At 54.9% G+C, this 21,651-nt stretch carries 21 protein-coding genes; 14 read left to right on the top strand and 7 right to left on the bottom strand.

Features of this window, described 5'->3' with window-relative positions:
* Positions 1-288: 288 nt before the first annotated feature.
* Complete coding sequence (gene cysQ, locus FA92_RS15435; RefSeq protein WP_033734032.1) at positions 289-1,032, top strand: 3'(2'),5'-bisphosphate nucleotidase CysQ; 744 nt, start codon at positions 289-291, stop codon at positions 1,030-1,032.
* A gap of 66 nt (positions 1,033-1,098) precedes the next feature.
* On the opposite strand, the gene FA92_RS15430 is transcribed toward cysQ, so the two are convergent.
* Positions 1,099-1,656: a YtfJ family protein gene (locus FA92_RS15430; RefSeq protein ID WP_033784107.1), complete on the bottom strand. Its 558-nt coding sequence runs from the start codon at positions 1,654-1,656 to the stop codon at positions 1,099-1,101.
* Between the two features lie 315 nt (positions 1,657-1,971).
* Here FA92_RS15430 and FA92_RS15425 point away from each other — a divergent pair, with 315 nt between their 5' ends.
* Complete coding sequence (locus FA92_RS15425) at positions 1,972-2,178, top strand: DUF1107 domain-containing protein (protein WP_003855513.1); 207 nt, start codon at positions 1,972-1,974, stop codon at positions 2,176-2,178.
* 81 nt (positions 2,179-2,259) lie between these two features.
* Here FA92_RS15425 and FA92_RS15420 read toward each other — a convergent pair whose 3' ends face one another.
* Positions 2,260-3,582, bottom strand: a complete 1,323-nt coding sequence (locus FA92_RS15420) for a hemolysin family protein (protein WP_013359164.1) — start codon at positions 3,580-3,582, stop codon at positions 2,260-2,262.
* 516 nt (positions 3,583-4,098) lie between these two features.
* Here FA92_RS15420 and FA92_RS15415 point away from each other — a divergent pair.
* Genes FA92_RS15415 through FA92_RS15405 form a run of 3 tightly spaced genes read left to right on the top strand, consistent with a single transcriptional unit; the run spans position 4,099 to position 9,934 of the window.
* Positions 4,099-5,814 (top strand): autotransporter assembly complex family protein, encoded by a 1,716-nt coding sequence (locus tag FA92_RS15415; protein ID WP_179291186.1) that lies wholly within the window; start codon positions 4,099-4,101, stop codon positions 5,812-5,814.
* Complete coding sequence (locus tag FA92_RS15410; protein ID WP_033784106.1) at positions 5,811-9,578, top strand: translocation/assembly module TamB domain-containing protein; 3,768 nt, start codon at positions 5,811-5,813, stop codon at positions 9,576-9,578. The genes FA92_RS15415 and FA92_RS15410 overlap by 4 nt, the downstream gene beginning before the upstream one ends.
* Before the next feature lie 2 nt (positions 9,579-9,580).
* Positions 9,581-9,934 carry a gamma-glutamylcyclotransferase gene (locus tag FA92_RS15405; protein ID WP_013359161.1) on the top strand — a complete coding sequence of 118 codons (354 nt, stop codon included), beginning with the start codon at positions 9,581-9,583 and terminating at the stop codon, positions 9,932-9,934.
* Positions 9,935-9,993: 59 nt separating this feature from the next.
* Here the strand turns inward: FA92_RS15405 and ppa are convergent, their stop codons facing one another.
* The 3 genes from ppa to FA92_RS15390 form a co-directional block, all read right to left on the bottom strand.
* Positions 9,994-10,524: an inorganic diphosphatase gene (gene ppa / locus FA92_RS15400; RefSeq protein ID WP_003855519.1), complete on the bottom strand. Its 531-nt coding sequence runs from the start codon at positions 10,522-10,524 to the stop codon at positions 9,994-9,996.
* A gap of 100 nt (positions 10,525-10,624) precedes the next feature.
* On the bottom strand, positions 10,625-11,074 hold the full coding sequence (locus FA92_RS15395; protein WP_033784105.1) for a DUF441 domain-containing protein: 450 nt from the start codon (positions 11,072-11,074) through the stop codon (positions 10,625-10,627).
* Between the two features lie 61 nt (positions 11,075-11,135).
* Complete coding sequence (locus tag FA92_RS15390) at positions 11,136-11,546, bottom strand: lysozyme inhibitor LprI family protein (protein WP_033784104.1); 411 nt, start codon at positions 11,544-11,546, stop codon at positions 11,136-11,138.
* 169 nt (positions 11,547-11,715) lie between these two features.
* Between FA92_RS15390 and FA92_RS15385 the strand changes: the two genes are divergently transcribed.
* Entirely contained in the window at positions 11,716-13,275 is a 1,560-nt protein-coding gene (locus tag FA92_RS15385) for a methyl-accepting chemotaxis protein (protein WP_033784103.1), read from the top strand.
* A 58-nt stretch (positions 13,276-13,333) separates the two neighbouring features.
* On the opposite strand, the gene fbp is transcribed toward FA92_RS15385, so the two are convergent.
* Positions 13,334-14,341, bottom strand: a complete 1,008-nt coding sequence (gene fbp / locus FA92_RS15380) for a class 1 fructose-bisphosphatase (protein ID WP_013359157.1) — start codon at positions 14,339-14,341, stop codon at positions 13,334-13,336.
* 168 nt (positions 14,342-14,509) lie between these two features.
* On the opposite strand from fbp, the gene mpl reads away from it, so the two are divergent.
* Positions 14,510-15,862, top strand: coding sequence for a UDP-N-acetylmuramate:L-alanyl-gamma-D-glutamyl-meso-diaminopimelate ligase (mpl, locus tag FA92_RS15375; protein ID WP_033784102.1), 1,353 nt, complete (start codon positions 14,510-14,512; stop codon positions 15,860-15,862).
* 352 nt (positions 15,863-16,214) lie between these two features.
* Positions 16,215-16,955: an oligogalacturonate-specific porin KdgM family protein gene (locus FA92_RS15370; protein WP_033784101.1), complete on the top strand. Its 741-nt coding sequence runs from the start codon at positions 16,215-16,217 to the stop codon at positions 16,953-16,955.
* A gap of 38 nt (positions 16,956-16,993) precedes the next feature.
* Here the strand turns inward: FA92_RS15370 and yjgA are convergent, their stop codons facing one another.
* The gene (yjgA, locus tag FA92_RS15365) at positions 16,994-17,539 is read right to left on the bottom strand and encodes a ribosome biogenesis factor YjgA (RefSeq protein WP_013359154.1); all 546 of its coding nucleotides are present in this window, start codon (positions 17,537-17,539) and stop codon (positions 16,994-16,996) included.
* A 115-nt stretch (positions 17,540-17,654) separates the two neighbouring features.
* Between yjgA and pmbA the strand changes: the two genes are divergently transcribed.
* From pmbA to FA92_RS15335, 6 genes are all read left to right on the top strand, one after another.
* Complete coding sequence (pmbA, locus tag FA92_RS15360) at positions 17,655-18,995, top strand: metalloprotease PmbA (protein WP_013359153.1); 1,341 nt, start codon at positions 17,655-17,657, stop codon at positions 18,993-18,995.
* A 63-nt stretch (positions 18,996-19,058) separates the two neighbouring features.
* Positions 19,059-19,445 carry a cytochrome b562 gene (cybC, locus tag FA92_RS15355; protein WP_033734013.1) on the top strand — a complete coding sequence of 129 codons (387 nt, stop codon included), beginning with the start codon at positions 19,059-19,061 and terminating at the stop codon, positions 19,443-19,445.
* Positions 19,446-19,739: 294 nt separating this feature from the next.
* The gene (locus FA92_RS15350; RefSeq protein WP_033784100.1) at positions 19,740-20,075 is read left to right on the top strand and encodes a glycine dehydrogenase; all 336 of its coding nucleotides are present in this window, start codon (positions 19,740-19,742) and stop codon (positions 20,073-20,075) included.
* Between the two features lie 13 nt (positions 20,076-20,088).
* Positions 20,089-20,445, top strand: coding sequence for an SFCGS family glycine-rich protein (locus FA92_RS15345; protein ID WP_010256477.1), 357 nt, complete (start codon positions 20,089-20,091; stop codon positions 20,443-20,445).
* Positions 20,446-20,447: 2 nt separating this feature from the next.
* Positions 20,448-20,747: a DUF4312 family protein gene (locus FA92_RS15340; protein ID WP_033784099.1), complete on the top strand. Its 300-nt coding sequence runs from the start codon at positions 20,448-20,450 to the stop codon at positions 20,745-20,747.
* A 127-nt stretch (positions 20,748-20,874) separates the two neighbouring features.
* On the top strand, positions 20,875-21,651 hold the full coding sequence (locus tag FA92_RS15335) for a DUF4311 domain-containing protein (protein WP_008925780.1): 777 nt from the start codon (positions 20,875-20,877) through the stop codon (positions 21,649-21,651).

The following is a 21,651-nucleotide window of genomic DNA, read 5'->3' as shown; positions in this document are numbered from 1 at the left end:
CTCCTGCTGCAAATTAAATTAAGGCTCTCAAAATAATGTAAAAGCATGACAGATAGTCATTTTAAATCGTGATGGATATAACGTTTTGACGCATCAGCCAGCGGCGGATTCTTATACGACGAAGGCGCAGCAGCGCAGGCGTGGCGATTGTCGGATAACTATGATATTGATATATCTATGAATTGATGGGTCACCCTGCCTGCACATGAGCACTGCAGGCTGAACTGCTAAAATGTCACTAGCTGGGGTGAACCTATCCCGCAGCAGACAGACACAACGAGGTGAAAAATGTTAGAGCAAATCTGCCAACTGGCACGCGAAGCGGGCGACGCGATTATGCAGGTCTATAACGGTGCCGCGCCGCTTGACGTTTCTCACAAATCGGACGATTCACCGGTGACCGCTGCGGATATTGCGGCGCACAACGTTATCATGAAGGGCCTGAAGCAGTTATCGCCAGAGATCCCGGTGCTGTCAGAAGAAGATCCCCCAGCCTGGGAGGTGCGTCAGCACTGGCAGCGTTACTGGCTGGTCGATCCGCTGGATGGCACCAAAGAGTTCATCAAACGCAACGGCGAATTTACCGTCAATATTGCGCTAATCGAAGCGGGCAAGCCGGTGATGGGCGTGGTTTATGCACCGGTGCTGGGCGTCATGTACGCCGCTGCAGACGGTAAAGCGTGGAAAGAAGAGGGCGGTCAGCGTGAACAGATTCATGCCCGTGACGCGCGTCCTCCGCTGGTCGTGGTGAGCCGCTCACATGGCGATGACGCCGAGATGAAAGAGTACCTGAAACAGCTGGGTGAACATCAGACCGTCGCCACCGGCTCTTCTCTGAAATTCTGCCTGGTGGCGGAAGGTAAAGCCCAGCTCTATCCCCGTTTCGGGCCCACCAACATCTGGGATACCGGCGCGGGTCACGCCGTGGCGATGGCCGCTGGCGCCCATGTGCATGACTGGCAGGGTAAAACCCTGGACTACGCGCCACGCGAATCCTTCCTTAATCCTGGCTTCCGCGTCTCCTTGTTTTAATGCTGTCTGAATTTGCAGGCTGATGAAATCCCGGCGGTTGCGCTGTGACCGCCGGGATTTCAGCGATTACTCTTTCAGCAGTGAGGCCAGCAGCGCCATCACCTTTGTCACTTCATCCTGCGTCAGCGATCCATCCTTCACAAATCTCACCTTGCCCTGTTTATCCAGTACCACAATGGCGGAACCGCCCGACTGTAACTGCCAGGCGTGCTGGACATTGCCCTTGCTGTCGATGATAAACTGCGACCACGGATATTGCTGCTTGTTGGTCTCGACGCTACTGCGAACAAACATGCCGGTGCCAGGAATGGCGTCATCGGTATTCACGATAGTGGTGGTCTGATAGCGATCGTGTGGCAGCTTCGCCGCTTTGATCGCCTCTATCAGTGCCGCATTCATCTCTTTAGCGGAAGAGCGACCAGCAATATGCTGGACCACACGAACTTTTCCACTGATCTGCGCGCTATTCCAGTTTTTGTAGCTAAACTTCTCCTGCTGTAATAACAATTCGCCCTTATCGTTGACGCCAGTGGCGGGGACTCGTGATCCCAGCCTGAGGTCATGGGCCATCACGCTTGCTGGTATCAGCAAAGACAACGCCACAGCGGTCAGAATGTTTCGCATTGCTATTTCCTTAAGTGATCGGACCAGTCAGTCATTTTACTGCAATAGTAAGCAGGGATGATGCGCCTGTCATGGAAAGGTGTCAGGTTTGTTATGGACACCACAATTCCTTAACCAATGAAGGTTTATACTGTCTTGTATGACCCTGATAACAGAGTGTTCTGTAATGATGTGTCAATTCAGTAAAAAAATTCACTTTTCGGAACACCAGTCGATTTTAGTGTTCTATAGTTATCGCGAATTCGCGCTTCATGGGCTGGAACCAAATTTGGAAACGGCGAAGCGTGCTTTAAAAATGTACAGGAGTTAGTCAGTATGAAGATCTTCCAGCGCTATAATCCGCTACAAATAGCGAAATATGTAAAAACGCTGTTCAAAGGAAGGTTGTATATCAAGGACGTTGGCGCGTTTGAGTTCGATAAAGGGAAAGTCTTAATCCCGCGCGTCAAAGACAAACAGCATCTGAGCGTGATGTCAGAAATTAACCGCCAGGTCGTTCGTCTCAAGCTTGAGTTCAACTAATATCAAGGGCGCCGATGGCGCCCTTAGTGTCTGGCCCGTCAGACTATTTATTTCACAGTCTGAACCTGGCCCTCGGTCATTCTACTCTTCTTCGCTTTTCGTCATGCTCAGCACAGGCGGTCGTTCGTCGATGCGGGTAACCAGCAGCTGGTCGATGCGATAGCTATCAATATCCACCACCTCGAACTTGTAGCCAGCAAACTTCACAAAATCAGTACGCTTCGGAATCTTACGTAGCATATACATCATAAAGCCGCCGATGGTTTCGTAGTTGCCTGACTGCGGGAAATCATCGATGTCCAGCACGCGCATCACGTCATCAATCGGCGTACCGCCCTCAACCAGCCATGAGTTTTCATCGCGCGCCACAATCTGCTCTTCCATGCCCTGGCCCACCAGGTCACCCATCAGCGTGGTCATCACGTCATTCAGAGTAATGATGCCCACGACCAGCGCATACTCGTTCATGATCACTGCGAAATCTTCACCAGCGGTTTTAAAACTTTCCAGCGCTTCGGAGAGGGTCAGCGTGTCCGGCACAATCAGCGCAGAGCGAATCTGCAGGCCACTGTTCAGCGCCATACTTTGATTGCCCAGCACACGCAGCAGCAGTTCTTTAGAGTCGACATAACCAACGATATGATCGATATCACCGCTGCAGACCAGAAACTTAGAATGCGGATGCTCAGCGATTTTGGTCTTGAGGCTGGTCTCATCTTCATGCAGATCAAACCAGACGATATTCTCACGTGAGGTCATTGAAGAGGGAACGGTACGCGATTCCAGCTCAAACACGTTTTCAATCAGCTCGTGCTCCTGCTTACGCAGCACGCCCGCCAGCGCACCCGCTTCAACGACGGCATAGATGTCGTCAGAGGTGATGTCATCTTTACGCACCATCGGCAGTTTGAATATGCGGAAGAAGACGTTGGCCAGGCCGTTAAATAGAAACACCAGCGGACGCATCACCAGCAGGCAGAAACGCATTGGGTTGATGATGCGCAGCGCGATGGTTTCCGGGGCGACCATGCCAACCCGCTTCGGCGTTAAGTCAGCGAACAGGATAAAGAGGCTGGTGACGATGGTGAAGGAGCAGATAAAGCTGAGCTGCTCCGCCAGTTCCGGTGAAACAAAGCGGTTAAACAGGCCGCTGAAAACCGGTGAAAAAGCAGCGTCGCCGACAATACCGCCCAGGATGGCGACGGCGTTAAGGCCAATCTGCACCACGGTGAAGAACATGCCCGGCGTTTCCTGCATTTTAAGCACACGCTGCGCATTAACATTGCCTTCATCGGCGAGCAGTTTCAGTTTGATCTTACGGGCGGCCGCCAGCGATATCTCTGACAGAGAAAAAAAGGCACTGATTACGATCAGCAACAGAATGACAAGCAAGCTATCTAACATATGAGATCCAAAGGGTTATCCACTTGTCATTTTTGGCCTGGGCAGCGTGGGTAAGCGCAAACAGAGTTGGTTTATCCGTGAATCACAGCTATCCGTGCCAAAAATGTCTGCGCCTGTTCGACAGGAAAAAGATGTCGGGGCAGAAATGAAAACAGGCGGAATGCCTGTGGTGGCAGATTATAGCAGGAGCGCTCATTGTGCCGCCAGAGGGCAAACCGCCGCATCACACCGCATCTGCGTCCAGAGCGGCCGGTTATTGACTCGGATTTATCTGAGTGAGTCATCCGGATTTGATCATTCCGCCCCTCGGGAGTTGTATCGCGATCCCCATTTACCGACAATACCCTGTTATTTGACTTAGATGTCAGCGTTGCGTCGCCGTTTACCATAAAGTGCGGCTATGATGAGGGTGTTGCCGTTGCGGTAGTGCGGGCAAAGATGATTAATAAGTGCCCCGCGGAAAAGGGGCCGGCATGATTAACAGGAGTACAGGTGCCACGATTTTATGTTTATTGCATGGCTGGCCTGCTGCTTGCCGCGCCCGCCCTTGAGGCGGCGACAGTGCGATTACAGGTAGACGGCTTAACCGGGGATCTTCAGCGAAATGTCAGGGCGCGCCTGTCGACCATCGGCAGCGATGAGGTCTCTAACGATGGTCGTTTTCGTGCGCGTGTTTCTGTTGCGATAAAAGAGGGGCTGCGCGCACTCGGTTATTATGAGCCCACCATTGATTTTGAATCCCGCCCCGCGCCAGCGCAGGGCGGACGCCCGGTATTAGTGGCCCATGTCACCCCCGGCGAACCGGTAAAAATCGGCGGCAGCACCATCGTGGTCGAAGGCGATGCGCGCAATGACGCAGATTATAAAGCCTGGGTGAAGCAGGGACGGCCCAAAGTGGGTACGCAGCTTAACCACGGGCAATATGACAAATTCAAAAGCGGCTTCTCAAATCTTGCGCTGCGTAACGGCTATTTCGACGGCACCTTTAAAAAAAGCCAGCTCGGCGTCTCGGTAGAGCGGCGGGAAGCCTTCTGGGATATTGATTACGACAGCGGCGAGCGCTATCGCTTTGGCGACGTCACGTTCCAGGGTTCGCAGATTCGCGAAGAGTACCTGCAGAACCTGGTGCCGTTCAAAGAGGGGGATTACTACAGCTCCCGCGATTTAGCCGAGCTGAATCGTCGTCTCTCCGCTACCGGCTGGTTTAATTCGGTGGTGGTTGCGCCGGAGTTCAGCAAGGGACGTCAGACTAAAGTCCTGCCGCTGAATGCCGTGATGTCGCCCCGCACCGAAAACACCATTGAAACCGGTGTCGGCTACTCCACAGATGTCGGTCCGCGCCTGAAAGGCACCTGGAAAAAACCGTGGATCAACGATAGCGGCCACAGCCTGGCGGCCAGCGCCTACGTTTCTGCGCCGGAACAGCAGGTCGATCTCAGCTACAAAGTGCCGCTGCTGAAAAGCCCGCTGGAGCAGTACTACACCTTCTCTGGCGGCCTGAAGCGCACCGACCTCAACGACACTAAAGCCGACACCACGACGCTGGCGATGTCGCGCAACTGGGACAGCAGTAGCGGCTGGCAGAAGGCAGTTAACCTGCGCTGGAGCCTGGATCACTTTACGCAGGGCAGCGTGACCAACACCACGATGCTGCTCTATCCCGGCGTCAGCGTAAACCGCACCCGTTCGCGGGGCGGTCTGATGCCGACGTGGGGCGATTCACAGCGCTACTCGGTGGACGTCTCGGATACGACCTGGGGTTCAGACGTTGACTTCCTGATCCTGCAGGCGCAGAACGTCTGGATCCGCACGCTGGGCGACAGCCATCGCTTTGTGGCGCGCGGCAATCTTGGCTGGATCGAAACCAACGACTTTGACAAAGTGCCGCCGGATCTGCGCTTCTTTGCCGGGGGCGACCGCAGTATTCGCGGCTACAAATACAAAAACATTTCACCGCGTGACGACGACGGCAAACTCACTGGTGCATCCAAACTCGCCACCGGATCGCTGGAATATCAGTACAACGTCACCGGAAAATGGTGGGGCGCGGTGTTCGTTGACTCGGGTGAAGCCGTTAACGACATCAAACAGAGCAATATCAAAACCGGCGCGGGCGTCGGCGTGCGCTGGTCTTCGCCGGTTGGCCCCATCAAATTTGATATCGCCAGACCCATCGGGGATGACGAGGCACATGGATTACAATTTTACGTAGGGCTGGGGCCAGAACTATGAAGCTGTGGAAAAAGGTCCTGATCGGTATTCTGATCTTTCTGGTACTGCTGTTGGGCGGTGTGGCATTTTTAATCGGTACCACGCCGGGGCTGCATTTAGTGCTGAAGGGGGCATCGCGCTGGGTGCCCGGCCTGTCCATCAGACAGGTTGATGGCGGCTGGCGTAACCTGACGCTCAACGGTCTGCGTTTTGAGATGCCAGGCGTCAGCGTCGATGCCGGGCAAATCCATCTGGCGGTGGATCTCAACTGCCTGCTGCACTCCTCCGTATGCGTTAACGATGTTTCCCTGCGTGATATCAGCGTGGTCGTCGACAGTAAGAAGATGACACCTGCTGCGCCAGCGCCGGAAGAGGAAAGTGGCAACACCAACCTCAGTACGCCATACCCGATTACGCTGCGTCACCTTGGCCTGCACAACATCAATGTCAAAGTGGATGACACGGCGATCTCGCTGCTCGACTTCACTACTGGCCTGCAATGGCAGGATCGCGCGCTGACGCTGAATCCGACCCATATTCAAAGCCTGCTGATTGCGCTGCCGAAAGCGGCGAAAGTCGTGAATGAAGAGGTGGTGGAGCCGAAGGTTCAGCAGCCTCATCCTGCGGAGAAACCGCTGGGTGAAACGCTGCAGGCGATGTTTGCCCAACCGCTGCTGCCTGCGCTGCCCGATTTCCGTCTGCCGCTGGATATTGAGGTGCAGCAGATTCTGGGTGAACAGCTGCGCATTACCGGCGACACCGATATCTCCGTCAGCCGGTTACTGCTGAAAGTTAAAACTGCCGATCGTCATATGCAACTGACGACGCTTGAAGTGGACTCGAATCTTGGCAACCTCAACGGCAGCGGACAGGCGACGCTGGCGGATAACTGGCCGGTCGATTTCACCCTGAACGGCACGGTTAACACCGACCCGATCAAAGGCGAAAAGCTGGCGCTGAAACTGAATGGTGCAATGCGCGACGAGTTGAAGCTGGGACTGAATCTTTCCGGTCCGGTGAAAGCACAGCTGGATGCGACAACTCAACTGGCCGTGGCGGGACTGCCGCTGTCGCTGCAGCTGACCAGTCCGCAGCTGCGCTGGCCGTTAACCGGCCCGGTTCAGTATCAGGCGGATAACCTGGACTATCAGTTCAAAGGCAAAGCCACCGACTATGTGATGTCAATGCAGACCGCCGTGAAGGGCCAGTCCGTACCACCAGCCACTGTCTCGCTGACGGGTAAAGGCAATGTTGAACAGTTCAGCCTGGATTGCCTGCGCGTGGCTGCATTGCAGGGCAACATTGACCTCACCGCGCTGGTGGACTGGAGCAAGGCGATCAGCTGGCGCAGTGAGCTGACGCTGGCCGGGATCAACACCGCAAAACAGTATCCTGACTGGCCGGCGCGGCTGGATGGAAAAATCACCACCCGCGGCAGTCTCTATGGCGGCAGCTGGCAGCTGAGTGTGCCGCAGCTTCAACTGAAAGGAAACGTGAAGCAGAACGCCGTGACCGCTGACGGCTCGCTGACCGGTAACAGCTACAACCAGTGGACGGTGCCGGGCATTAAGCTGGCGCTGGGACGCAACCATCTGGATGTCAAAGGGGCGCTGGGCGATAGTCTGGATCTTGATGCCAGCATCGACGCGCCACAGCTCGACAATGCGCTGCCAGGTCTGGGCGGTGTCGTCAACGGCACTATCAAAGCGCGTGGCACCCTGAAAGCCCCACAGCTGCTGGCCGATCTCAATGCCCGTGGTCTGCGCTGGCAGCAGATGCAGATCAATCGCGTTACGCTGAATGGTGACGTGCGCTCCGGCGAACAGGTGGCGGGTAAACTGCAACTGCGCGTCGAGCAACTGAAGCAGGATGCGCTGAACATCAGCCTGCTGACGCTGAATGCGGACGGCAACGAGCATCAGCATCAGCTGAAGCTGAATGTGCAGGGCAAACCGGTCTCTGGCCAGCTGGCGCTGAACGGCAGCTTCGATCGCCAGACCGAACGCTGGAGAGGCACGCTGAACGATACCCATTTTGATACGCCTGTCGGCGAGTGGCGTCTGACCCGCGCGATGGCCATCGACTATCTCAATAGCCGCCAGACGGCGACCATCGGGCCGCACTGCTGGCAGAACCCGAATGCACAGATTTGTGTACCAGAGCCGGTAGAAGCCGGGCCGGCAGGCAAGGCGCATGTCGTGCTGAATCGCTTTGACCTGGCGATGGTGAAGCCGTTTATGCCGGATGCGACCCAGCTCAGCGGCCTGTTCAGCGGCGATGCGCGCGTCAACTGGACGGCCGACGGCGCGCTGCCGACCGGCACCGTGGCGCTGAAAGGCAACGGCGTGAAAGTGGTGCAGGATGTGCAGGGCAATAACCTGCCGATCGCCTTCGACACGCTGAACCTCAATGCCGCGTTGCAAAACGGACGTGCTAAGCTCGACTGGCTGATCCGCATCGCCAAAAACGGGCAGCTGGATGGCAACGTGCAGATCGACGATCCGCAAAACCGCCGTACGCTGGGCGGCAACGTTAATATCCGCAATATCTCGCTGGCGATGATCAATCCGGCGCTGATGCAGGGTGAGAAGATCAAAGGCAGCCTGAACAGCAGCCTGCGTCTGGGTGGCAGCATCCAGCAGCCGCAGGTATTTGGTCAGCTTGGTCTGACGGGTGTCGATGTGGATGGCAACTTTATGCCAGTCGATCTCACAGCCGCTAACCTGAATCTGGTGTTCAACGGCATGAGCTCGACCCTGAACGGGCTGGTGCAGACCGCGCAGGGCAACATTAACCTCAGCGGTAACGCGGACTGGAGTCAGCTTGATAACTGGCGTGCGCGCATTGCGGCGCAGGGCAGCCGGGTTCGCGTGACCGTGCCGCCAATGGTGCGTATGGATGTCTCGCCGGATCTGGTGTTTGAAGCGACGCCAGCCGCCTTTAACCTTGATGGCCGGGTCGACATTCCGTGGGCGCGCATCACGGTGCAGGAAGTGCCGGAAAGCGCGACTGGCGTCTCGTCGGATGAGGTGATGCTGGATGAACAGCTGAAGCCAATTGCACCGCAAACCGCCGCGATCCCGATTAACAGTAATCTGGTGATCCACGTCGGTAACGATGTGCGGCTCTCGGCGTTTGGCCTGAAAGCGAAACTGAATGGCGATCTTAAACTGGTACAGGATAGGACAGGGCTTGGTCTGAATGGCCAGATCAACATTCCGTCCGGTCGTTTCCACGCCTACGGTCAGGATCTGATTGTGCGCAAAGGTGAACTGCAGTTTGCCGGTCCGCCGGATCAGCCTTACGTCAATCTGGAAGCTATCCGTAACCCGGATGCGACTGAAGATGGCGTCACCGCCGGTCTGCGCGTCACTGGCCTTGCTGATGAGCCGAAAGCAGAAGTCTTCTCCGATCCGGCAATGTCGCAGCAGGAAGCGCTTTCCTACCTGCTGCGCGGTCAGGGACTGGGCAGTGACGGCGACAGTAACGCCCTTACTTCGGCCCTTGTTGGCTTAGGGGTTGCACAAAGTGGGCAGGTTGTGGGTAAAATCGGGGAGACATTCGGTGTCAGTAATCTGGCCGTTGATACTGCGGGTGTTGGCGACAGCCAGCAGGTGCAGGTCAGTGGCTATGTACTACCGGGTCTGCAGGTAAAATACGGTGTTGGCATATTTGATTCACTGGCGACGTTAACCTTGCGTTACCGCCTGATGCCTAAGCTCTATCTGGAAGCCGTATCCGGTGTGGATCAGGCTCTCGATTTGCTCTATCAGTTTGAGTTTTAGCAATGCGAATAATTGTCTACGGCAGTTTACGGCGCAAACAGGGAAACAGTCACTGGATGACGAATGCGCAGTGGCTGGGTGATCACCAGATTGAAGGCTTTGAGCTTTACAGTCTGGGGCATTATCCCGGCGTCATAGAGGGCAATGGAGCGGTACAGTGTGAAGTGTACCGCATTGATGCCTCAACCCTTGCGGAGCTGGATGCGCTTCGCACCAAAGGGGGAGAGTACAAACGTTATCTGACTCAGACGCCGTTTGGCAGTGCATGGCTTTATGTCTATCAACGCTCAGTGGCAGGACGCCAGCGCATTATGAGTGGTGACTGGCTGAAGCGCGATGAGGAGCCAGAGGCCTGAACAAAAACACCGTCCAGTTGGACGGTGTTTTTTTTTCGACTCACAAACCGGCAGCAGAATTACTTCTTCTGTGCACGCTCGTAAGAGGAGATGATTTCGGCTTTAGCGGCTTCGGCGTTATCCCAGCCATCCACTTTCACCCATTTGCCTTTTTCCAGATCTTTGTAGTGCTCAAAGAAGTGGGTGATCTGTGCACGCAGCAGTTCTGGCAGGTCGTTCACATCTTTGATGTGATCGTACTCTTTAGACAGTTTGGTGTGCGGAACGGCAACCAGTTTGGCATCTTCGCCAGACTCGTCGGTCATTTTCAGCACGCCAACCGGACGGCAGCGGATCACTGAGCCCGGGACCAGTGGATACGGGGTCGGAACCAGTACGTCAACCGGATCACCATCCAGAGAAAGGGTGTGGTTGATGTAGCCGTAGTTGCACGGATAGAACATGGCGGTAGACATGAAACGGTCTACAAACAGGGCACCAGACTCTTTATCAACTTCATATTTGATCGGATCAGCATTCGCTGGGATCTCAATGACAACGTAGATATCTTCTGGCAGGTCTTTACCTGCTGGCACCTGGTTCAAACTCATCTGGCATTCCTTCAGTAGTCGTATGTTGAGTGTCGGCTATTATAGCCAACTGACTCTGAAAGTATGCCCTCTTTTTGGCGTTTCGGAATGCGCCCTAACGCTACTTAGCCGCCACAAACAGCGAAACAATGCCTGCGGCAATCAGTGGTCCTACCGGCACGCCGCGGAAGAACGCTACGCCAATCACCGTGCCAATCAGCAGACCTCCGATCACCGACGGCTGCATGCTCATAAAATTCACGCCGCGACCGCCCAGCCAGGCGACAAAAATCCCCACCAGAATGGCCACAATCGACTTCCAGTTGGCAAAGGATTTGAGCAACTCAGAGGCGGGCAGGGAGCCGCTAGCCAGCGGCGCCATCACCGCCACGGTAAGAATGATGATGCCTAAGGTAATGCCCTGTTTTTCTACATAGGGGAAGAACTGCGCCAGCGGGGTAATTTTAATTGCCAGCAACACCAGTATGGAGATAGTGACCGCATTGTTGTGAACGAAATAACTCAACACGGCGAGGCCGATCAGAATGAGGGTTGAAGCGTAAGCAGCCATAGTTTCTTCCTGAAGGTTAATGAACGCGCTGACTTGTGCCAGCGAAAAAGCGGGTTAACGATCAGCAGTCATCAGTGTTAGCACAGCTGCCTGAAGCCAGTGACTGCAACATCAATGCCTGATTGCGTACCAGGCTCAGGCCCTGGGCACTCAGCGCTACGCTGCCCAGCGTTCCCTGCGTCGCCAGCTGACTGCGGCTCGCCTCAAGCCAGCTGTCGCGGTAGCTCAGCCAGGCGCGCTGTGCAATACGCAGTCTGTTTTTAGCGTCGCCGGTCAGGTTTTTCATCAGTGTGTTGTACTGCTGATTCATCTGCTGATCCCAGATCGTTGTGGCCGCAGCATAGCACTGGTTCATCGCAAGGGTCGCAGAGGCGTCATTGAGGCAGCGATCCAGTGCGGCGTCTGAAGGCAAATCCTTTGCTATCGTCGCCGTACTGACGAACAGTAGCATCAGAAGTAATCCCGATTTCATTCTTTTCTCCGGATAGCGGGCAGGCGGCGATCAGATTGAGCGATGTTTCCGTGATGATCAAGTTGTTAACTCTAATCAGGGTTAAAGTTTCGGAGCGTTACTGCCGATACCTCTTCCGTTTTAGGGCCGCTGGAAATTTCGCCTTTTCTCTTACACGGAAATCATCAGGATGAAACAGATATCACTTCGCACGGGGTTGCTGGCATTGCTGGCATTTATGACACTGCTGCTGTTGGCGGTGAGTTTTATGGGTATCGTGGCAATTAATAAAGGGAATCGCTCGCTGGATGTAATCAATCGCATTCAGGGGATCGAGCTGAACAGTCTTTACCAGAGTAATTCAGATCTGATGCGGGCCCGCGCGAATGCGGCGCTGGCGGTACGTAAAATTGAAATTGGTATGCTGGAAGAGGGCGCGGCAGTCACAAAACTGTCGCAGGCAGATGTGGTGTCATCACAGCAAAACCTGAAGCGCTTTGTGGATGCCGGAACGGTGACGGCGCACGGGAAAATGCTGGCGGATGCGATTTCAGCCAGTTACAAAGCCTATCTCGACCAGGGCATCAAACCGATGATGGACGCGCTGGACAAGCAATACACTGACGAATATTACCAGCTGCTGGAAGGCAACCTGGCGACGCTGGCGGCAAGCTACAACAAAGCTGTCACAGACTTCAGCCAGTTCGCCGGACAGGTCACCGAAGCCCAGCTCGCACAGGCGGCCTACAACGAAACCAAAATGAAAATCCTGATCGCCGTAGCGGGGGTATTAACCCTGCTGCTGCTGGTGCTCGCCTGGCAACTGCTGCGCCGGATGCTGCTGCAGCCGCTGAACCAGGCAATTGTCCATCTTGAGCAGATCGCGTTGGGCGACCTGTCACAGGCGTTACCACCGTCAAGTAACAACGAGCTGGGACGACTTAACCACGCGCTGAGCGGGATGCAGCAGTCACTGCGCACCTCAGTGAGTCAGGTGCGTGAAGCGAGTATGCAGATCGACATCGGCAGCCGTGAACTGGCCGCGGGTAACGTCAATCTGTCGCAGCGCACCGAAGAGTCTGCCGCTTCGCTGGAGCAGACGGCGGCCAGCATGGAGCAGCTCACGGCAACCGTGCGCCTTAACGCCACGAATGCTCAGCAGGCGAATCAGCTGGCTAGCGCGGTCTCCGAGACTGCCGATCGCGGCGCTGAGGTGGTCAGCTACGTGATGGAAAAAATGCATGAGATCACCGACAGCGCCAATCGCATCGGCGACATTCTCAGCGTGATTGACGGTATCGCCTTCCAGACCAACATTTTGGCGCTCAACGCTGCCGTCGAAGCGGCGCGTGCAGGCGAGCAGGGCCGTGGCTTTGCGGTTGTCGCAAATGAAGTGCGCACGCTGGCACAGCGCAGTGCTAACGCCGCCAAAGAGATTCGCACGTTGATCAGTGATTCACAGTCGCGGGTCAAAGAGGGCAGCGAGATGGCGACGCGCGCCGGGGAAACCATGGATGAGATTTCTGGCGAAGTGATGCGCGTAACGGCACTGATGAAAGAGATCTCGATGGCCTCCGACGAGCAGAGCCGTGGCATTGAGCAGGTCAATCTGGCGGTCACGCAGATGGATGCGGCGGCGCAGCAGAACGCCGCGCTGGTGGAGCAGGCAACCGCCGCGACTCAGTCGCTGGAAGCGCAGTCTGATCAGCTTCAGGCAACCATGGCGCAGTTCAGATTACAGACGGCGTAAAAGCAAAAAGGGCGCGATATCGCGCCCTTTTTATATCTCTTTTTATACTACGACCAGATTAACCCTGACGGCAATCCGGGAACTCGGCCAGGAAACGCTCAACGTCGTTTACCATTGCCTCATTACCGCAGTAGAACGGGCAGCGCTGATGCAGCGTGACCGGTGGAATATCCAGAATACGCTTCTGACCGTCGCTGGCTTTACCGCCCGCCTGCTCGGCCAGGAACGCCATAGGGTTGCACTCATACAGCAGACGCAGCTTGCCCTGAGGATGGCTGGCGGTGCTTGGGTAGAGGTAGATCCCGCCTTTGAGCAGATTACGATGGAAATCCGCGACCAGCGATCCGATGTAACGTGAGGTATAAGGACGGTGCGTTGGCAGATCCTCTTCCTGACAGAACTTCAGATATTTCTTCACACCCTGCGGGAAACGAATGTAGTTACCTTCGTTAATCGAGTAGGTGTAACCGGTTGGTGGATAGGTCATACGTTCGTGGCTGAGGCAGAACACACCCAGTGACGGATCGTAAGTAAACGCATGCACGCCTGCACCGGTGGTGTACACCATCATGGTGGATGAGCCGTAAACCACGTAACCGGCAGCAACCTGCTTGTTGCCTGGCTGCATGAAGTCCGCTTCAACCACTGGCGTACCCGGCTCGCTGACGCGATGATAAATAGAGAAAATGGTACCGACGGAAACGTTAACGTCGATGTTAGAAGAACCATCCAGTGGATCCATTAACACCACGTACTTACCGTTTTCCTCACCTTCAAAGATAACGAACTCGTCTTCTTCCTCAGAAGCGATACCGGCGACGATGCCACGTGCTTTCAGTGCTGCCTTCAGTTTTTCGTTAGCGAACAGATCCAGTTTCATCTGCTGTTCACCCTGAACATTTTCCACACCACTGGCACCGAGAATATCCACTAAACCGGCTTTATTGATGTCGCGGTGGATAATTTTGGCACCCAGCTTGATAGCTGAAATCAGCGCCGTCAGTTCACCTGTGGCGTGCGGAAAGTCGTGCTGCTTCTCGACGATAAATTCGCCCAACGTTTTCATAACACATTCCCTGAATCTTCGATGGAGTGGCAGCACGCGTAACAGTCTGCCAACGGATGCGTACGCAGTTTAGCCGATTGAACTTCAAAAACCATAGTCCTAATCCGTTTCTTCCGTCTGCGAGCGGCGTTACACTGTGCGCCGAACTTTTGAGTAATGGATCATGTTATGCGCATTCACATCCTCGGGATTTGTGGCACTTTTATGGGTGGTCTGGCGGTGCTGGCTCGTTCACTGGGTCATCAGGTGACCGGTTCAGACGCCAACGTTTACCCACCAATGAGTACACTGCTCGAACAGCAAGGCATTGAATTAACGGAAGGTTATGACGCCAGTCAGCTTGATCCGGTGCCTGACTTAGTCATTATCGGCAATGCGATGACGCGAGGTAATCCTTGTGTGGAAGCAGTGCTGGAACGCAACATTCCCTACCTCTCTGGCCCGCAATGGCTGCACGATTTCGTGCTGCGCGACCGCTGGGTGCTGGCCGTGGCCGGAACCCACGGTAAAACCACCACAGCCGGCATGGCAGCGTGGATTCTCGAGGCCTGCGGCCTTGAACCCGGCTTCATTATTGGTGGTGTGCCTGGAAACTTCGATGTCTCGGCAAAATTAGGAAAAAGTCCATTCTTCGTGATTGAAGCGGATGAGTACGACTGCGCGTTTTTTGATAAGCGTTCCAAGTTTGTCCATTACTCTCCACGAACCCTGATCCTCAACAACCTTGAGTTTGATCACGCCGATATCTTTGACGATCTGCGGGCGATCCAGAAACAGTTCCACCATCTGGTGCGGATCGTGCCGGGCCAGGGCAAGATCCTGCTGCCGGAACATGATCCTAACCTCAAACAGGTGATGGCGATGGGCTGCTGGAGCGAGCAGGAGAGCGTTGGTGAGCACGGGCGCTGGCAGGCGAAGAAGCTGACCAACGATGCGTCTCACTGGGAAATCTGGCTCGACGGCGAGAAAGTCGGGGAAGTGAACTGGGCGCTGGTGGGCGAACACAACATGCACAACGGCCTGATGGCAATTGCTGCCGCGCGGCATGTAGGTGTGAAGCCGGAAGATGCCGGCCAGGCGCTGAACACCTTTATCAATGCACGTCGCAGGCTGGAGCTGCGTGGTGAAGTGAATAACATCAAAGTCTATGATGACTTCGCTCACCATCCGACGGCCATTCTGGCGACACTGGCTGCCCTGCGCAGTAAAGTGGGTGGCAGAGCGCGCATCCTGGCCGTGCTGGAGCCTCGCTCCAATACGATGAAGATGGGCGTCAGCAAAAACGACCTGGCGCCGTCGCTGGCGCGTGCTGATGAGGTCTTCCTGTTCCAGCCGCACCATATTCCGTGGCAGGTTTCAGATGTAGCAGAAGCGTGCATTCCGCCTGCGCACTGGAGCGCGGATATCGATACCCTGGTGGAAATGGTGGCCAAAGCCGCTCAGCCTGGCGACACGATTCTGGTGATGAGCAACGGCGGGTTTGGTGGCATTCATCAGAAGCTGCTGGACAGGCTGGCCTGAAAATCAGGCGCCCGTTTCGGGCGCTTTTTTTTAAAGCGTTATTGCCGTTAATATTATTTCCTGAATAAATCCCGCATAGTTTGAATCCGATCTGCTCACTCTTCCTTCAGTTGCCATATTTTCTTTATTAGTGTCTGAAACAGAAAGGCCACACCTGCCGGTTATTTTTAGCATCGTCTCTGTTGCAGCTGAGAAATAAATAATAATCAGAAGGATTCAGATTAAAGAAACAATTAACAGGTTTTCTTTATGTGGCATCTTATATTAATACAGGGTTTAAATATAAGTTAAATTTGGGTTAAATGAATTCGGATAATTCATTGCCCTTATTACTGAGAATAAGGACATTTTTATGGGAAAAAGTACAACACGATCATTAGCTCTGGGCGTCACGCTGTTATGCACTTCGGCGGCAGCGCTGGCAACGGCTACGGTGGATTACCGGCACGAGTACCGTCTTCGCGACCGCACGCACTATGACAAGCTGGGGCTGAGTACCACACTGCCGGATAATATGTTTCTTGGCGTCGAAACCAAATTTAAAACCGGTGGCGCAGATCCAAAAGATAAATATTATAACGACACCGTGTTAAATGTGGTGGAAGTCACCTTTCTGAAGTCCTGGTACTGGGGGAACTGGACGCTATCGCCTTTTATTCAGCCGGAATTTAACTCCTCGCGCACCGAATGGAAGTTTGGTGTGGCACCCTGGTATAAAATTAATGACCGCTGGTCTGTTGGCGGATTATATCGCCTTGAACTGACCGATTATGCCCATGACGATCACTGCCGCACCGGGGGTATTGATTATTGCGATACTGACCGGCATCGCACGGCTAACCGTTTTGATCTCTATCTGCGGAATAAAACCGATCGCCTCACCACCACCTATAAGCTGGTGTATAAGCACGCGGATGCGAAACTGTTTGCTAATAAGCATGATGACTATGAACAGGAGTTACAGTTCGATTATGCGCTTGGCAACGATCGCGTCTGGGTGCCTTACGTCACCTTTGGCGATATCGGACGTTCTGCTACATCGAGCGAACGCCAGTTGCGGCTGCGCACCGGTATTCTCTATATCTATCGGTAAGTGCTGCCGGGAGGCGGGCGAGACTGCCCGCCATGGCATTACTGCGCTTCGGCCAGCTCGCGCAGATACTGGAAAATCTGACGGGCAGACTTCGGCGGCTTGTTGCCCGCTTTCTCTTTCTGCGCGTTACGAATCATGCTGCGTAACTGCTGACGATCGGCATCGGGATAAAGCGCAATCACGTCGCTCATCGCCTCATCACCTTGTTCAATCAGACGATCGCGCAGCATTTCCAGTTTATGGAACAGCGCAACCTGCTGGTTATGGCGATTCTTGAGCTTATCCAGCGCAATGCGGATAGGCTCCACATCAATGCTGCGCAGCAGTTTACCGATCAGCTGCAGCTGACGGCGGCGACCCTCTTTCTTGATGCGCTGTGCCAGTTCGATCTCGGTGCGCAGGCGCTCATCCAGTGGGATTTTATCCAGCGAGTTTTTACCCAGATCAACCAGTTCGGCTCCCAGGCGCTTTAACTCTTCTGCATCGCGTTTAATTTCACTCTTACTGACCCAGATAATCTCTTCATCTTCTTCTTCGTCATTATCTGGCACATCGTCGAGCCACTCATCGGGCTGTCTGGTCATTTCCGGGCTCCCAAAAAAAAGAGGCTAATCCTACCAGTTTATCGGGTGACTGCGAAATTGTTCTCTGACTCTGATAGACTCAAATCATTCACACATAAGATTAGACGGCAGGTCGATGAACGTATCTACTCAGGTTGCAGAACAGCGAAAAGTACTGGAGCAGGCCATTGCGCAGGCACTTGAACTGGCTAAAGCAAGCACTGACAGCGCGGAAGTGGCTGTCAGTAAGACCACCGGCATCGGGGTCAGCACCCGTTATGGCGAAGTGGAAAACGTTGAATTTAACAGCGACGGTGCGCTGGGCATCACCGTTTATCATCAGAATCGTAAAGGCAGTGCCTCATCGACCGACCTCAGCCCGGATGCGATCAAACGTACCGTGCAGGCCGCGATTGATATTGCCCGCTACACCTCGCCCGATCCGTTTGCCGGTCTGGCCGACGCAGAGCTGCTGGCCTATGATGCGCCGGATCTGGATCTTTACCATCCGTGGGAAATTGACGCTGACCGCGCCATTGAACTGGCCGCGCAGGCGGAGCAGGCGTCACTGCGTGCCGACAAGCGAATTACCAACACCGAAGGCGGCAGTTTCAACAGCCACGTCGGCATCAAAGTCTTTGGCAACAGCCACGGAATGTTGCAGAGCTACTGCTCAAGCCGCCATTCGCTCTCCAGCTGCGTCATCGCTGAGCAGGATGGCAACATGGAGCGCGACTACGCCTATACCATTGGCCGTGCATTTGAAGATTTGAAAAGCCCGGAGTGGGTAGGAGCCGAGTGCGCGCGCCGTACGCTCTCCCGTCTGGCCCCGCGTAAACTGCCGACCATGAAAGCCCCGGTGATTTTTGCCGCTGAAGTGGCGACCGGCTTGTTTGGTCATCTGGTTGGTGCGATCAGCGGCAGCAGCGTTTACCGTAAATCGACTTTCCTGCTGGATTCAATGGGTCAGCAGATTCTGCCGGAGTGGCTCACCATCAGTGAACAGCCACACCTGCTGAAAGGGCTCGCCTCCACGCCGTTCGACAGCGAAGGAGTGCGGACTCAGGCGCGCGACATCATCAAAGATGGCGTATTGCAGACCTGGCTGCTGACCAGCTATTCCGCCCGTAAACTGGGTCTGACCAGCACCGGTCATGCTGGTGGTATTCATAACTGGCGCATTGCGGGTCAGGGCCACAGCTTTGACGACCTGCTGAAGCAGATGGGAACCGGATTAGTGGTGACCGAGCTGATGGGCCAGGGCGTCAGCGCTATTACCGGTGACTACTCACGCGGTGCAGCCGGTTTCTGGGTTGAGAATGGCGTCATTCAGTACCCGGTCAGCGAAGTCACTATTGCCGGCAATCTTAAAGAGATGTGGCACAACATGGTGACCATCGGTGACGATATTGAAACCCGCAGTAATATCCAGTGCGGTTCCGTGTTACTGCCTGAGATGAAGATAGCGGGCCAATAAAGATGAATTCCTGAAGCAGCCTGTTGGCTGCTTTTTTTTCATCACAATAAAAAGGAAGTAATGATGCGTAAGCATGTGATTGCAATGTTGTCGGCTTCTCTGTTGTTCTCCAGCGTCAGCCTCTATGCGGCAGATCTGGAGCAGGATATGGATACGCTCAATGCGAATCTGAAAATCGTTAAGAAAACGGACAGTGCGCAGGAGATGCAGCAGGCGTTAACCAAAATGCGAACCGCGGCGCAGGATGCCAAAAAGTCGACGCCCGATAAGCTGGAAGGTCAGCCTGCTGACAGTGCGCAGATCAAAGACTACCACGCGGGCCTTGACTCACTTATCGCACAGATTGACGTGGTCAGCGCGCTGGCGAAAGCCAACAACGTGGACGGCGCAAAGCGCGAAGCCGCTAAATTTGATGACATCCGTAATACCAACCATAAGAAATTCCGCTAATCCGACTGCCGGTCAGCCCGACCGGCGGTTTTTACCATCACTTCTGCTTATCACCGCACCGTAAACCACCGCCCGGCAGTCTGGTCGCCGCACAACATCACCGCCTTGCGAGGCTAATGCCATCATTTTGCGCATTTTGCGACGCATATCGCACTAAGCGTGCAGCCTGCGATCTGACGCACAACCTTCACTTCAATTTCCACTTACTGCTGGAAATGTTGCCTCTCCACAGCCGGGGTCATGACCGCTAATTTATTTCTAACGCGAATTATCCGGTTTAACAGGAGTAGCAAGGTGAGCAATAACGGCGTCCCGGTGTATGAAGCGCCACCGGAGAAAGTGCAACAGCTGGCTGAAAGCGTAATGACGCAGATTGCGGCGATCTATCAGCAGCATGGCATTCAGCCCAATGCGGTCCAGCAGCAGATGCTGCAATCGCATGTCGGGGCAATGGCGTCACGCTCGCTGAGCGGGGAGCCGCTGCCGGAAGTGGAAGCGGAGCTGTTTGAGGATATTCCGCCTGAAACGGTCGCGCTGGCGCAGCAGGTCGTCGACCTGTTTGGCAATCTCCCCCGCGAAGAGGCCTGGCTGCTGTCAGTGCATATTGAAGTTGCGCGATCAAATAACTGAAGAGGAACACACCATGGTAACAGTAGTGATTGGCGATCGTTTAGGTAAGGGCCAGAAAGTGGCGGCGGGCATTGAGAAAGCGGGTGGTCGTGCTGTCGTGGTGCCAGGCGTGGCCGCTGACATGAAGCTGGGTGACGTGATGAAGGCAGAGAACGCCGATTTCGGCATCTCGTTCTGCGGCAGCGGCGGCGCGGGTGCTATCACCGCGCAGAACAAATATGGCTACAAAGCCAAACACGGCATGCGTTCTGTTGACGAAGGCGTCACCGCCATCAATGAAGGCGCCACGGTGCTGGGCTTCGGCTTTATGGATAAAGAAGAGTTAGGCGAGCGGCTGGTGCAGGCCTGGAACAAGAAGCACGGCAGCTGATTATGAAAGAACACTACGTTACCCAGGTGACGGTTGAGGGCAAAGGCGATACCAAAGCGAAAGCCTTTGCCGATGCCCTGAGTCGTGTGCAGAACCAGGTTCTGCGCGCGACGCAAAAAATTCTGCTGCGCATCGAACCTCAGGATGTCCGGGTGCTGCGCGCGCAGGAGAGCGTCAGAACCGAGAAGTTTCTCTTTTTCTTTCTGGCGCGCCAACGGCGGAGCTTCAGCGTGACGCTGGAGATCACCGTCAGCGTCACCGTTTTCGACACCGAACAGGTGGCGTTCACGGCGGCATCATAAAACAGAACCTGTTTACATCAGCCCGCCGTTTGCCCATTCCACTGCTGTAGCGATAGCGCGGCGGTCAGGCCGGGGCGATGTGGCGGCGCGAATAGAGCAGGTAAAAACGACAACAAGGTACAACAACATGTTTTTAATCATTTTGTTTAAGTCGTTGATCATTGGAGGCCTGGTAGGCGTCGGCGTTGGCGCGGGGGCTGCACGTATGTTCCACGCGCCCACCACCCAGGGCATGGGGGCGTTTCGTACGCTGGGCGAGCTGAACTCGTGTGAAGGCGATCCGGCCTCTCACTTCTCCTTTGGTCTTGGCTTCTTTTTCAATGCCTGGGCATCGTCTGTCGCAGCCGGTTCATTCACGCAGGATGTGGACCATCGCATCATTCCAAACTGGGGTGCGGCTGCCCTGATGGTGAAGAATCGTAATGTGGCGGAGACGCTGCACGATCCGAAAAAAATGGCCATCGCCTGCGGCATCATCGGCATGATCGTGGTCGCCTTCCTTAACTCCACTGCCTCTGCGGTGCCGGCTGCGCTGCAGGTGACGGCGGTCAAAGTGCTGGTGCCCGCCGCTAACCTGCTGGTGAATACCGTCATGCCGGTCATCTTCTGGCTGGCGGCGATCGATGCAGGCAAAAAATCAGGCTTCTGGGCCACCATTTTTGGCGGTCTGGCGCAACTGATCATGGGCAACGCCGTACCAGGTCTGGTGCTGGGGATCCTGATCGGTAAAGGCGTGGAAGAGAGCGGCTGGAACCGGGTCACCAAAGTAATGATGACCGCCATTGTGCTGCTGTTTGTGCTGAGCGGCTTCTTCCGCGGTTTCGACATGAAGCTGCTGCAGTCCTTCCAGCTCGGCATTCCAGGCTGGCTCGACATGATCCACAACTCAGTCAGCGGCAAATAA

This window comes from Pantoea sp. 9140 (genome assembly GCF_000745295.1).
Taxonomy (GTDB): Bacteria; Pseudomonadota; Gammaproteobacteria; order Enterobacterales; family Enterobacteriaceae; genus Pantoea; species Pantoea vagans.
This window is presented reverse-complemented; position numbering and strand designations above follow the sequence as displayed.

Bases quoted from the DNA above. Each gene is read 5' to 3' on its own strand.
- cysQ (WP_033734032.1), top strand. From the start codon at position 289: ATGTTAGAGCAAATCTGCCAACTGGCACGCGAAGCGGGCGACGCGATT.
- FA92_RS15430 (WP_033784107.1), bottom strand. From the start codon at position 1,656: ATGCGAAACATTCTGACCGCTGTGGCGTTGTCTTTGCTGATACCAGCA.
- FA92_RS15425 (WP_003855513.1), top strand. From the start codon at position 1,972: ATGAAGATCTTCCAGCGCTATAATCCGCTACAAATAGCGAAATATGTA.
- FA92_RS15420 (WP_013359164.1), bottom strand. From the start codon at position 3,582: ATGTTAGATAGCTTGCTTGTCATTCTGTTGCTGATCGTAATCAGTGCC.
- FA92_RS15415 (WP_179291186.1), top strand. From the start codon at position 4,099: ATGGCTGGCCTGCTGCTTGCCGCGCCCGCCCTTGAGGCGGCGACAGTG.
- FA92_RS15410 (WP_033784106.1), top strand. From the start codon at position 5,811: ATGAAGCTGTGGAAAAAGGTCCTGATCGGTATTCTGATCTTTCTGGTA.
- FA92_RS15405 (WP_013359161.1), top strand. From the start codon at position 9,581: ATGCGAATAATTGTCTACGGCAGTTTACGGCGCAAACAGGGAAACAGT.
- ppa (WP_003855519.1), bottom strand. From the start codon at position 10,524: ATGAGTTTGAACCAGGTGCCAGCAGGTAAAGACCTGCCAGAAGATATC.
- FA92_RS15395 (WP_033784105.1), bottom strand. From the start codon at position 11,074: ATGGCTGCTTACGCTTCAACCCTCATTCTGATCGGCCTCGCCGTGTTG.
- FA92_RS15390 (WP_033784104.1), bottom strand. From the start codon at position 11,546: ATGAAATCGGGATTACTTCTGATGCTACTGTTCGTCAGTACGGCGACG.
- FA92_RS15385 (WP_033784103.1), top strand. From the start codon at position 11,716: ATGAAACAGATATCACTTCGCACGGGGTTGCTGGCATTGCTGGCATTT.
- fbp (WP_013359157.1), bottom strand. From the start codon at position 14,341: ATGAAAACGTTGGGCGAATTTATCGTCGAGAAGCAGCACGACTTTCCG.
- mpl (WP_033784102.1), top strand. From the start codon at position 14,510: ATGCGCATTCACATCCTCGGGATTTGTGGCACTTTTATGGGTGGTCTG.
- FA92_RS15370 (WP_033784101.1), top strand. From the start codon at position 16,215: ATGGGAAAAAGTACAACACGATCATTAGCTCTGGGCGTCACGCTGTTA.
- yjgA (WP_013359154.1), bottom strand. From the start codon at position 17,539: ATGACCAGACAGCCCGATGAGTGGCTCGACGATGTGCCAGATAATGAC.
- pmbA (WP_013359153.1), top strand. From the start codon at position 17,655: ATGAACGTATCTACTCAGGTTGCAGAACAGCGAAAAGTACTGGAGCAG.
- cybC (WP_033734013.1), top strand. From the start codon at position 19,059: ATGCGTAAGCATGTGATTGCAATGTTGTCGGCTTCTCTGTTGTTCTCC.
- FA92_RS15345 (WP_010256477.1), top strand. From the start codon at position 20,089: ATGGTAACAGTAGTGATTGGCGATCGTTTAGGTAAGGGCCAGAAAGTG.
- FA92_RS15340 (WP_033784099.1), top strand. From the start codon at position 20,448: ATGAAAGAACACTACGTTACCCAGGTGACGGTTGAGGGCAAAGGCGAT.
- FA92_RS15335 (WP_008925780.1), top strand. From the start codon at position 20,875: ATGTTTTTAATCATTTTGTTTAAGTCGTTGATCATTGGAGGCCTGGTA.